General features: G+C 70.1%; 11 protein-coding genes and 1 pseudogene. 7 read left to right on the forward strand and 5 right to left on the reverse strand.

The features are described from left to right. From AC0HS0_RS02505 to AC0HS0_RS02515, 3 genes are all read left to right on the forward strand, one after another. On the forward strand, positions 1-1,044 hold a 1,044-nt coding region (locus AC0HS0_RS02505), incomplete at its 5' end, for an MFS transporter (protein WP_472961437.1). Continuing rightward, positions 1,044-2,390 (forward strand): amino acid deaminase/aldolase, encoded by a 1,347-nt coding sequence (locus tag AC0HS0_RS02510; protein ID WP_472961438.1) that lies wholly within the window; start codon positions 1,044-1,046, stop codon positions 2,388-2,390. The genes AC0HS0_RS02505 and AC0HS0_RS02510, both read left to right, overlap by 1 nt. After that, positions 2,387-3,700 (forward strand): D-arabinono-1,4-lactone oxidase, encoded by a 1,314-nt coding sequence (locus AC0HS0_RS02515; protein WP_472961439.1) that lies wholly within the window; start codon positions 2,387-2,389, stop codon positions 3,698-3,700. The genes AC0HS0_RS02510 and AC0HS0_RS02515 overlap by 4 nt, the downstream gene beginning before the upstream one ends. Before the next feature lie 9 nt (positions 3,701-3,709). Here the strand turns inward: AC0HS0_RS02515 and AC0HS0_RS02520 are convergent, their stop codons facing one another. From AC0HS0_RS02520 to AC0HS0_RS02530, 3 genes are read right to left on the reverse strand one after another with little or no spacing between them, the layout of a single operon-like run. Beyond that, positions 3,710-4,444, reverse strand: a complete 735-nt coding sequence (locus AC0HS0_RS02520; protein WP_472961440.1) for an ABC transporter permease — start codon at positions 4,442-4,444, stop codon at positions 3,710-3,712. Continuing rightward, positions 4,441-5,223 (reverse strand): ABC transporter ATP-binding protein, encoded by a 783-nt coding sequence (locus AC0HS0_RS02525; RefSeq protein WP_472962097.1) that lies wholly within the window; start codon positions 5,221-5,223, stop codon positions 4,441-4,443. Before AC0HS0_RS02525 ends, AC0HS0_RS02520 begins: the two co-directional genes overlap by 4 nt. An 11-nt stretch (positions 5,224-5,234) precedes the next feature. Then, complete coding sequence (locus AC0HS0_RS02530) at positions 5,235-5,870, reverse strand: TetR/AcrR family transcriptional regulator (protein ID WP_472961441.1); 636 nt, start codon at positions 5,868-5,870, stop codon at positions 5,235-5,237. Between the two features lie 153 nt (positions 5,871-6,023). Between AC0HS0_RS02530 and AC0HS0_RS02535 the strand changes: the two genes are divergently transcribed. Together AC0HS0_RS02535 and AC0HS0_RS02540 are read left to right on the forward strand one after the other, a co-directional pair. Then, positions 6,024-6,590 (forward strand): LemA family protein, encoded by a 567-nt coding sequence (locus tag AC0HS0_RS02535; protein ID WP_055915096.1) that lies wholly within the window; start codon positions 6,024-6,026, stop codon positions 6,588-6,590. Positions 6,591-6,597: 7 nt separating this feature from the next. Beyond that, positions 6,598-7,488, forward strand: coding sequence for a M48 family metalloprotease (locus AC0HS0_RS02540; protein WP_472961442.1), 891 nt, complete (start codon positions 6,598-6,600; stop codon positions 7,486-7,488). Between the two features lie 16 nt (positions 7,489-7,504). Here AC0HS0_RS02540 and AC0HS0_RS02545 read toward each other — a convergent pair whose 3' ends face one another. Both AC0HS0_RS02545 and AC0HS0_RS02550 read right to left on the reverse strand, forming a co-directional pair. After that, positions 7,505-7,933, reverse strand: coding sequence for a hypothetical protein (locus AC0HS0_RS02545; protein ID WP_472961443.1), 429 nt, complete (start codon positions 7,931-7,933; stop codon positions 7,505-7,507). A gap of 58 nt (positions 7,934-7,991) precedes the next feature. Then, positions 7,992-9,200: a winged helix-turn-helix domain-containing protein gene (locus AC0HS0_RS02550; RefSeq protein ID WP_472961445.1), complete on the reverse strand. Its 1,209-nt coding sequence runs from the start codon at positions 9,198-9,200 to the stop codon at positions 7,992-7,994. Positions 9,201-9,344: 144 nt separating this feature from the next. On the opposite strand from AC0HS0_RS02550, the gene AC0HS0_RS02555 reads away from it, so the two are divergent. Together AC0HS0_RS02555 and AC0HS0_RS02560 are read left to right on the forward strand one after the other, a co-directional pair. Further along, a complete protein-coding gene (locus tag AC0HS0_RS02555) occupies positions 9,345-10,484 on the forward strand; it encodes an ABC transporter substrate-binding protein (RefSeq protein WP_472961446.1) in 1,140 nt (379 codons plus the stop codon). Further along, positions 10,463-11,023, forward strand: a pseudogene (locus tag AC0HS0_RS02560) (ABC transporter permease); the annotation flags it as partial. The gene AC0HS0_RS02555 and the pseudogene AC0HS0_RS02560, both read left to right, overlap by 22 nt.

Consider the following 11,023-nt stretch of genomic DNA (forward strand, 5'->3'; position numbering starts at 1 on the left):
TGGGTGTGCGCCATCGTCGCGTACCCTCTCACCGGTGCACTGTCGGACCGCACCACCAGCAGGTTCGGCCGCCGCCGTCCGTGGATCGCCGGCGGCGCCCTGCTGTTCGCGGTCTCGCTGGTGCTGCTCGGCCTCCAGACATCGATGGTGGGGATCGGCGTGTTCTGGTCCCTCGCGCTCACCGGGTTCTGCGTGCTCACCGCCGCACTGACGGCCACGATCTCCGACCAGGTGCCGGTCGACCAGCGCGGCTACGTCTCCGGGTGGATCAGCGCACCGCAGGCGATCGGGATCATCCTGGGCGTCTCACTGGTGACCTACGTGTTCGTCGGGGCGCTGGTCGGCTACACCGCGATGGCCGTGCTGCTCGTCGTGCTCGTGGTGCCGTTCCTGTTCCTGCCCGACGCCGTGCTGCCGGCGCACCTGCGCGAGAGGATGACCTTCCGCGGCATCATCGAGGGGCTGTGGATCAGCCCGCGCGAGCATCCCGACTTCGGCTGGACCCTCCTCAGCCGGGTGCTGGTGAACTTCGGGAACGCGTTCGGCACGTCGCTGCTGCTCTACTTCCTGGAGTTCGGCCTCCATGACGAGCACGCCGACGACGACCTCCTGGTGCTGATCCTCATCTACATGGTGTTCGTGATCATCGCCTCGCTCGCCCTCGGCCGGCTGTCCGACCGGCTCGGGAGGCGCAAGGCCTTCGTCTTCGTCTCCTCGGCGCTGCAGGGGGTCGCGGCATTGCTGCTGGCGTTCGTGCCGGAGCTGACCGTCGCGATGGTGGCCGCGGGCCTGCTCGGGCTCGGCTACGGCTGCTTCCTCTCGGTCGACCAGGCGCTCGCCACGCAGGTGCTGCCCGACCCGGAGAACCGCGGCAAGGACCTCGGCATCATGAACATCGCCACGGCCGTGCCGCAGGCGATGGCCCCGCTGTTCGGCGCGGCGATCGTCGCCGCGCTCGGCGGGTTCGTCGGGCTGTTCGTGCTCTCCGGGGTGTTCGCTTTCGCGGGCGCGCTCGCGGTCGCCCGTGTGAAGGCGGTGCGCTGATGCCGCGCGCGACGCCGATCTCGCAGAAGACGCAGAAACGACAGAAGGACCCCGTGAACCCCATCGACCTGAGCTCCAAGCCCGCGCCCGCCGAGCGCACCTGGACGACGCCCGATGTATTCTGGCCGGCGCTGTCCGCCTCGACGGCCCGCCTCGACCCGGCGTTCGGCGTGCTGCACCTCCCGGCCCTCCGCCACAACGCGCACGACATGCTGCGGCGTGCAGGAGGGAGCCCGGACCGCCCGGGCAAGGCGATCCGCGTCGCTTCGAAGTCGGTGCGCGTCAGGTCTGTGCTGGACGCCGTTCTCGCGCTGCCCGGGTACGCCGGCGTGCTGGCCTACACCCTCCCCGAGGCGCTCTGGCTCGCGGAGGGCGACGCCGAGCACGCGCCGATCGGGGATGTCGTCGTCGGCTACCCGACGGCCGACCGGGCCACGATCGCACGACTCGCGGCCTCGCCGGAGCTCGCCTCGCGCGTGACGCTCATGGTCGACTCGGTCGCCCACCTCGACCTGATCGACGCGGTCGTGCCGCCTGCCGAGCGCGAGACGATCCGGCTGTGCCTCGAGCTGGACTCCTCGTGGGACGCGCCCGTCCTCGGCCACATCGGCGTCTATCGCTCGCCGCTGCACAACGTGGCGGCGGTCCGGGAGGTCGCCGAGGCGATTGTGCGGCGCCCGGGCTTCGCACTGGTCGGCATGATGGGCTACGAGGCGCAGATCGCCGGTCAGGGCGACAACCCGCCCGGGCGCCCGGCCTGGGGCGCGACCCTGCGCTGGATGCAGAAGAGCTCGCAGGAGGAGCTGCTCGCCCGGCGCGGGGAGGCCGTCGCGACCGTGCGCGGACTCGCCGACCTCGAATTCGTCAACGGCGGCGGCACCGGCTCGCTCGAGTTCACGGCCTCCGACCCGTCGGTCACCGAGATCGCCGCGGGCAGCGGGTTGTTCGGCGGTCATCTTTTCGACACCTATCGCGGCTTCCGGCCGGCGCCCGCCGCGTCGTTCGCCCTCTCGGTCGTGCGCCGCCCCGACGAGCGCACTGCGACTCTGCTGGGCGGCGGCTGGATCGCGTCCGGCCCTCCCGGGCCCGACCGCCTCCCGAAGATCGAGTGGCCGACCGGGCTGTCGATGGTCGACCGCGAGATGGCGGGCGAGGTGCAGACGCCGGTGACCGGCGCCGCCGCCGGGATCCTGCGCATCGGCGACCGGGTCTGGCTGCGGCACACGAAGTCAGGCGAGCTGAGCGAGCACGTGAACGACTTCCACCTCGTCGACATCGTCGACGGCCGCGCCGCCGTCGTCGGCTCGGTGCCGAGCTACCGCGGCGAGGGCAAGGTGTTCCTGTGACGGCGACCGGGTCCGTCTGGCGCAATTGGGGCCGCAGCGAGTCGATCCGGCCGCAGCGCGTCGAGCGGCCGCGCGACGCCGAGGCCGTGCAGCGCGCGGTCGCGGCGGCGGCGAAGCAGGGGATGCGGGTCAAGGCGGTCGGCGCCGGGCACAGCTTCACCGGCATCGCGGCAGCTCCCGGGGTGCTGCTCGATCTCGAGGACGTCAGCGGCGTCCTCGACGTGGACCTCGAGCGCGGCCGGGTGCGGCTGGCCGCCGGCACGCGCCTCCACCAGCTGCCGCGGCTGCTGCGCCCGTACGGGCTGGCGCTGCAGAACATGGGCGACATCGACCGGCAGACCATCGCGGGCGCGACCTCCACCGGCACGCACGGCACAGGTGGCTCGTTCGGAGGCCTCGCCACCCAGATCGTCGCGGTCACGCTCGTGACGGGATCAGGCGAACTGCTGACGATCAGCGAGGACGAGAACGCCGAACTGCTCCCGGCGGCGCGGCTCGGCCTCGGGGCGCTCGGAGTGCTCGTGGACATCACGGTGCAGTGCGTCCCCGCCTACCTGCTGAAGGCCGTCGAACGGCCCGAGCCGCTGCAGGGCGTGCTCGAGAGCTACCTGCACCGCTCGGCGTCGGAGCACCACTTCGAGTTCTACTGGTTCCCGCACACCGAGACGGGCCTGACCAAGACGAACACCCGGCTGCCGCTCACCGAGCAGCGCGCTCCGCTGTCCGCGGCCGGGCGCTGGATCGACGACGAGCTCCTCGCGAACGGGATCTACCGGGGCGTGTGCGCGGTCGGCACCGTGGCCCCCGCGATCATCCCGCCCTTCAGCCGCCTCGCCCAGCGCCTCACCGGCAACCGCGACTTCACCGACCACTCGCCGCGGGTGTTCGTGACGAACCGCGCGGTGCGGTTCCGCGAGATGGAGTACGCCGTCCCGCGGGATGCCGTGCCCGAGGCGCTCGCGGAGGTGAAGGCGCTCATCGAGCGCCGCGGCTGGCGCATCTCGTTCCCGATCGAGGTGCGCTCGGCGGCAGCCGACGGCAACTGGCTGTCGACGGCGTACGGCCGCGAGAGCGGCTACATCGCCGTGCACCGGTACTACCGGGAGGACCCGACGGAGTACTTCACCGCGGTCGAGGAGATCATGAAGGCCCACGACGGGCGGCCGCACTGGGGCAAGATGCACTACCGGGACGCCGAGTCGCTGCGCGAGACCTATCCGCGCTTCGACGACTTCCTCGCGGTGCGCGACCGCCTCGACCCCGAGCGCCGCTTCGAGAACGCCTACCTCCGCCGCGTGCTCGGCCCCTGATCCAGGCCGCTACGACGTGCGGCGCTGGAGGGTGAGCGCGCCGACGACGACGGCGCCGACCGCGAAGGCGCCGATGATCAGGAGCTGGCCTCCCACGTAGGCCGCGTCGTGCGAATTCGCCGCGACGGCGTTGAGCGCGTCCACGGCGTGCGACAGCGGCAGCCAGTCGCTGATCTCCTTCAGCCCGGCAGGGAGCTGGTCGCGGGGGAGGAAGATCCCACCCAGCAGGATCTGCGGGAACACGATCGCAGGCATGAACTGCACCACCTGGAACTCGGTGCGGGCGAACGCGCTCGCGAAAAGACCCAGGGTGCTGCCGAGCACGGCGTCCGTCACCGCGACCGCCACGAGCAGCCACGCGTCGCCCTTGATCGTCAGCCCGCATACCCAGATCGCGTAGCCGGAGGCGACCAGCGACTGGACCACGGCGAGCAGCCCGAACGCCAGCGTGTAGCCGAGGATGAAGTCGCCCTTGCCGAGAGGCATCGAGAGCAGCCGCTCCAAGGTGCCGGTGCGCCGCTCCCGGAGGGTGGTGATGCTCGTGACGAGGAACATGACGACGAACGGGAACAGCGCCAGCATCGCCGGACCGATCGTGGCGAAGACATCGGTGTCGGTGAAGATCCACGCGACCAGGCCGATCAGGAGGCTGGGCACGACGACCAGGAGCACGATCGTCCGGGGGTCGTGCCGGATCTGGGAGAGGACGCGCGCCGTGGTGGCGAGGGTGCGGGTGGCGTTCATCGGGCGGCCTCCTCGTCACCGTCGGCAGAGCTGGGCTCCGCTTCGTCGAGCGCGTGCCGTGGATGGTGCCGGCGCAGCAGCGTGAGAAACGCGCCCTCCGCATCCTCCGCGCCGGTCTCGGCCAGTAGTTCGTCGGGCGTCGTGTCGGCCAGGATCGCTCCCTCCCGCATCAGCAGCAGCCGGTCGCAGCGCGTCGCCTCGTCCATCACGTGGCTCGAGATCAGGAGGCTGGTGCCCCCGTCGGCCAACCGGTGGAACAGCGACCACAGCTCGACGCGCAGCAGGGGGTCGAGGCCGACCGTCGGCTCGTCCAGCACCAGGAGGTCGGGGGAGCCGAGGAGTGCGGCGGCGAGCGAGACGCGGCTGCGCTGGCCCCCGGAGAGCGTGGAGACCAGTTGCCCGGCGTTCGAGCCCAGGTCGGTCGCCTCGATCGCGCGCTCCACGTCGTCCTTGCCCGCGCCGAGCACCCGACGGAAGTAGGCGAGGTTCTGCCGGACCGTCAGATCGTCATAGACGCTCGCGGCCTGCGTCACGTATCCCACCCGGTGACGCAGGGCGGCGGATCCCGCCGGCTGGCCGAGCACCTCCACCTGGCCCCCGGCCACCCGCTGCACGCCGACGATCGACCGCATCAGCGTCGTCTTGCCGCATCCGCTCGGCCCCAGGAGGCCGACGACCTGTCCGCGTGGGATGCTGAGGTCGAGACCGTCGAGGACCTTCGTGCGTCCGCGGCGCACCCGCAGGCCCTCGATCACGACGGCGGCGTCGACCGAATTCATCATGTGATGAATTATTCGCCCGACCCGACCCGTCCGTCAAGATCGCCGAACAGATGCCACTGGATGACAGGGCCGACCCGCCGCGCGAGCTCGTCGGCGTCGGCGCTCGCGATGGGCTGGAGCTTGAGCGCGTAGCGCGTCATCATCAGCCCCACGATCTGGGACGCGGCCAGGTCGGCCCGCAGATCGGCGTCGTCGGCGTGGGTGAGCGCCGCGAGACGCGTGAACACCTCGCGGGTCAGGAACTCCCTCAGCATGCGTGTCCCTGCGCCGCTGCCGAGCGCCGTGCGCAGGATCAGGCGCATGCGGCCGGCGGCGCGCTCGTCCTCCAGTTGGGTCAGCAGATAGCGCACCAAGGTCTCGCCCACCTCCTCGCGCGGAACGTGCAGCACGATGTCCAGCACGCGATCCGGGCGCAGCGGCGCCTCGAGCGTCGCGGCGAAGAGGTCGGCCTTGTCGTCGAAATAGTGGTGCACGAGCGCTGAGTCGACGCCCGCGCGGCGGGCGATCGCGCGCAGCGACGCGGCCTCGTAGCCCCGTTCGGTGAACTCGTCGGCAGCCGCGCGCACGATCGCCGAACGCGTGGAGGCCGCCCCGCGCTCCTTGCGCGGGCGGCCGCGACTGCGGCGTTCGGCGATGTCGCTCACGTCAGCAATTCTGCACCCCGGCACCCGTGCGCTGTCCATCCGCATTGCGCTTGCTTCGAGAGTGGTGGGAAGGCAGTGGGAGGCGCATCCGCGGCCGTTAGGATGCTGTCAGCGCCGTCGATCAGCGCGCTCAGACGCTTAGGAGTTCCCGCAATGGAATGGCTCATTCCGGTCATCATCGTCGTCGTGCTCGTCGCGATCATCGGAATCTACTTCTGGGCCACGTACAACTCGCTGGTCACCCTGAAGGTCCGGGTCGACGAGGCGTGGAGCGACATCACGGTGCAGCTGAAGCGCCGTGCCGACCTCATCCCCAACCTGATCGAGACGGTCAAGGGCTACGCCGCGCACGAGCGCGGGGTCTTCGAATCCGTCACGAAGGCGCGCGCGGAGACGTTGACGGCCCAGACGCCGGGAGAGGCGTCGGTGGCAGAGGGCCACATGCAGACGGCCCTGAAGAGCATCTTCGCGGTGGCGGAGGCCTACCCGCAGCTGCAGGCCAGCCAGAACTTCCTGCGACTGCAGGCCGACCTGGTCGACACCGAAGACAAGATCCAGGCCTCCCGCCGGTTCTACAACGGCGGCGTGCGCGAGTTCAACACCAAGATCAAGGTCTTCCCGAACAACCTGTTCGCCCGCCGCCTGGGCTTCAGCGAGCGCGAGTTCTTCGAGGTCGACAACCTGGCGGCCATCGCAGAGCCGCCGCGCGTCCAGTTCTAGGTCGTCGATGTACAGGGCTATCGCCAGGAACAAGCGCAACACCGTCTTCATCATCCTGCTGTTCCTGGTCCTCATCGGTGCGCTCGGCTGGCTGTTCTCGTACCTCTACAACAGCTGGGCGATCCTCGCCTGGGTCGCCATCGGCGCGATCGTCTACGCGGTCTTCCAGTACTTCATGGCCTCCAGCCAGGCGCTCAGCATGTCCGGTGCCGTCGCCATCACCAAGGCCGACAATCCGCGCCTGTGGAACGTCGTCGAGAACCTCTCGATCGCGACCGGAACGCCGATGCCGGCGGTCTACATCATCAATGACCCGGCGCCGAACGCCTTCGCGACGGGGCGCGACCCGCAGCACGCCTCCGTCGCCGCGACCACGGGCCTACTCGACATCATGAACGACGCCGAGTTGGAGGGCGTGATGGCGCACGAGCTCGGGCACGTGCGCAACTACGACATCCGACTCTCGATGATCGTCTTCGGCCTCACCGTCGCGATCGGGCTCATCGCCGACATCTTCGTGCGCATGGCGTTCTTCGGCGGCAACAACCGCAACAACAACAACGGCGGAGGCGGCAACCCGATCGTCCTGATCGCGGGCCTCATCGCGGCGATCATCGCCCCGCTCGTGGCGACGCTCGTGCAGCTGGCGGTGTCGCGGCAACGCGAGTACCTCGCCGACGCGACCGGTGCGATGACGACGCGCCACCCGGACGCCCTGGCGAGCGCGCTGGTCAAGCTGCAGGAGTACGGGCAGCCGATGCGCCGCCAGAACAGCAGTATGGCGCATCTCTGGATCGCCGAGCCGCTCAAGCCCAGCCTGATGAGCCGCCTGTTCTCGACGCACCCGCCCATTCCGGAGCGCGTCGAGCGTCTCGAGAAGATGGGTTCCACCTTCTGACGAGTGCGTGCCGCGGCTACGCCTCGGCGGCCTCCAACTCGGCGGTGCCGGTGTAGCGGTAACGCACGCGCGTACCCACGGCCTGCTCGTCGACGGGGCGCCACTCGGTGCCCGCATTGTTGGCGCCGTCGACCACGTCGATGTCGCGGATGAGGTCGGCCGGAGCGCCGTCGCGGTAGCCCGTGATGACCTCGGCATAGACCGTCGAGTCTGGGTTCAGCAGCACCGCGATGTAGTGGGTGGACTCGCGGATGTCGTCGGTCGTCACCCACATGCGGCCGTCGAACTGCACATGCGCACGGCCGTCGGAGCCGCGTTTGACGCCGGTCACGATGCCGTCGCGCCAATGATCGCCGTCGCGGTAGGCGAAGAGCTCGCGCATGGGCTGCTCGAAGTCGGCCTCGTCGGCCCCGTCGGCGTTCAGATACTCCAGCGGTGAACTCATGCCCGCACCTTACCCCCGCCCCCTGCGGCTCCGCGAGGCCGGACCGCGGGCGCCGAGCTCAGAGTTCGGCGGCGAGCACCGGCGCGAGGTCGCCCCGGGCGCCCGCGGCGACCTGCACCTCTCCCAGGCCCTGCCATGCGGCGGTGCGCCCCAGCAGCGGCACCAGCCGCTCGGCGATCGCACCGCCGTTGCCGGACTCGGTCCACGCGGACTGCACACGCAGCACTCCGGCCTGCCGGTCGCTCTTCAGGTCGATGCGGCCGACGAGCTCGTCGTCGAGCAGGATCGGCAGCGAGTAGTAGCCGTAGACCCGCTGCGGGGCCGGTGTGTAGATCTCGATGCGGTAGTGGAAGCCGAACATCCGCAGCGCCCGGTCGCGGAACCAGACGACAGGGTCGAACGGCGACAGCAGCGCAGCGGCGTCGATGGACCGCGGCTTGCGGGCGTCGCGGTGCATCCACGCCTTCACCGGTCGGCCACCCGGGCCCTCCCACCCGCGCACCTGCACGGGCACCAGTTCGCCGTTGTCTTCGAGCTGCTGGAGGGCGACCTGCACCGCAGGCCCCTTCAGCCGGTAGTAGTCGGCGAAATCGCGCACGGTGCCGATGCCGTGCGCCACGGCGGATCGCCGCAGCAGCTCACGGATGGCGTCCTCGTCGTCGACGGTGCGGTCGAGGATGCTCGCGGGCAGGACGTCGTCGACAAGACCGTAGCGGCGCTGGAAGCGCGTGCGCCCGGCGATCGCGACCTCCCCGAACAGGAACATCCGCTCGAGCGCGCGCTTGACCTCCGACCAGCCCCACCACGGCCCCGAGCGCCGGTTGGCGTCGTGCTCGATCTCGCTCGCCGCCAGCGGTCCATTCTCGGCGAGCTCGGCGCGCAACCACTGCAGGGTGCTCTCGTTGGCGGCGGTCCACGGGTTGCCGGTGCCGTAGCGCCGCTCGTAGTCGCGCATGCGCCAGCGGAAGAGGGGCCAGTCGTCTTTGCGCATGAACGCCGCCTCGTGCGCCCAGTACTCCGTGTGCGGCCCGCGCGCGTCGAACGTGAGCTTGTCGAGCAGCGTGCGGTCGTAGGCGCCGAGGCGCGCGAACGCCGGGAGGTAGTGGCTGCGCTCGAACACGTTGACCGAGTCGATCTGCAGCAGGTTGATGCGGTCGATGAGCCCGTTGAGCTGGCGCGTGCCCACCACCGCGGGCAGCGGCCTCCCGAAGCCCTGAGCGGCGAGCGCGATGCGTCGCGCGAGGGCGGGGGAGAGCTGTTCGACCACGGGTCGACCTTAGCGGCAAGGTCCGACATCGACCGTTCACCAATGCGTCACTCTCCGCTGGTCCACGCGTACCCCGGCCTCCCTAACGTGGCGTCGAGCCGGGTCGAACGCCCGGCTGTCAACCCGTGCACTGGAGGACATTCCGTGATCAACAAGCGCGCTCGCGTCGCCGGCCTCGCCGCCGCCGCGACCGTCGTCGCCCTCTCGTTGGCCGCCTGCTCGAGCGGCGCCGACGCGAGCAGCACAGCCGACGCCAGCAAGGTCGCCACCGCCACCGACGTCGCCTCGGCCGGCGGGATGGACGCCCTGGTCGCCGCCGCGAAGAAGGAGGGCAGCCTCAACATCATCGCCACTCCCGGCGACTGGGCCAACTACCAGCAGATCTTCGACGGCTTCACCAAGAAGTACGGCATCACGATCAACCCGAGCCAGGACTCCGCCTCGAGCCAGGAGGAGATCGACGCCGCCAAGAAGCTGAAGGGCCAGGACACCGCTCCCGACACCTTCGACATCGGCTCCTCGGTCGCGCTCGCGAACACCGAGTACTTCGCGCCGTACAAGCCCACCGGTTTCGCCGACATCCCTGACGGCCAGAAGGAGAAGGACGGTCTCTGGAAGGTTGGCTACTACGGCGTCATGTCGGTCGGCTACGACGCGAACAAGATCAAGACCGCGCCGAAGTCGTTCGCCGACCTGCTCAAGCCCGAATTCAAGGGTGCGGTCGCGCTCAACGGCAACCCGACCCAGGCCGCAGCCGCGGCGGGCGCCGTCGCGTACGCCGACCTGCAGAACGGCGGCACCCTCGACGACCTGACCCCGGGTATCGAATGGTTCACCAAGCTGAAGGCCGCGGGCAACTGGAACGCCGCCGACGGCAAGCCGAACACCATCGCCTCGGGTGAGACCCCCGTGCTGCTCGACTGGTCGTTCAACCAGAAGGGCTACACGACTTCCGACACCATCAAGTCGGGAGGCATCGACTGGAAGTACGTCGTCCTCCCGGGCACCGCGTACGTCGGCTACTACAACCAGGCGATCAGCAAGGACGCCCCGCACCCGGCCGCCGCGCGCCTGTGGGAGGAGTACCTCTACAGCGACGCCGCTCAGAACGCCTGGCTGAAGGGCGGCGCCTACCCGGCCCGCGTCGACGCCATGGAGAAGGCGGGAACGCTCGACACCAAGGAGTTCCCGGGCAAGCTCGACAAGGTGGCCGTCATGACGGACAAGCAGGCCACCGACGCGGGCACGCTCCTCAACGCCAAGTGGGCCAACGCAGTCGGCTGATGACCGAGACCATCGCCGCGCCCGCGGCCGACGCTGCCGCCGGGGTCACCTCACGTGACTCCCGGCGGCAGCCGTCGTCGGCGAGCCGTTCCCAGCCGAGGCGTCGGCGCCGCCGTGGCGTCGCCGCCGTGCTCGGCCTCACCCCGTTCGCCTTCTACGTCGTGATCTTCCTCGCCGTGCCCACGCTCGTCGCGGTCGGCAGCGGCTTCGTCGACGGCGAGGGCCGGTTCACCTGGGCCAACATCACCGGGCTCGCCGAGCCCGCCATCGCCGGCTCGTTCTTCGGCGCGTTCTGGCTCTCCGCCGTCACCGCGATCGTCGGCGCCGTCGCGGGAGCCGCGCTCTGCTTCGCGATGCTGAACTCCCGTCCGGGCGGCACCACCCGCTCGCTCGTCGACTCGGCCAGCAGCGTGCTCGCCCAGTTCGGCGGCGTCATGCTGGCGTTCGCGTTCATCGCGACGATCGGCGCTCAGGGCCTGGTGACGGTGCTGCTGCGCAACACCTTCCACATCAACATCTACGAGAACGGCGTGTGGCTA

It is taken from the genome of Leifsonia sp. PARNA 1/14, assembly GCF_055720965.1.

What these genes read in the sequence shown, in the direction of transcription:
- AC0HS0_RS02540 (WP_472961442.1), top strand. Translation starts at nt 6,598, where the DNA reads ATGTACAGGGCTATCGCCAGGAACAAGCGCAACACCGTCTTCATCATC.
- AC0HS0_RS02545 (WP_472961443.1), bottom strand. Translation starts at nt 7,933, where the DNA reads ATGAGTTCACCGCTGGAGTATCTGAACGCCGACGGGGCCGACGAGGCC.
- AC0HS0_RS02535 (WP_055915096.1), top strand. Translation starts at nt 6,024, where the DNA reads ATGGAATGGCTCATTCCGGTCATCATCGTCGTCGTGCTCGTCGCGATC.
- AC0HS0_RS02525 (WP_472962097.1), bottom strand. Translation starts at nt 5,223, where the DNA reads ATGAATTCGGTCGACGCCGCCGTCGTGATCGAGGGCCTGCGGGTGCGC.
- AC0HS0_RS02510 (WP_472961438.1), top strand. Translation starts at nt 1,044, where the DNA reads ATGCCGCGCGCGACGCCGATCTCGCAGAAGACGCAGAAACGACAGAAG.
- AC0HS0_RS02520 (WP_472961440.1), bottom strand. Translation starts at nt 4,444, where the DNA reads ATGAACGCCACCCGCACCCTCGCCACCACGGCGCGCGTCCTCTCCCAG.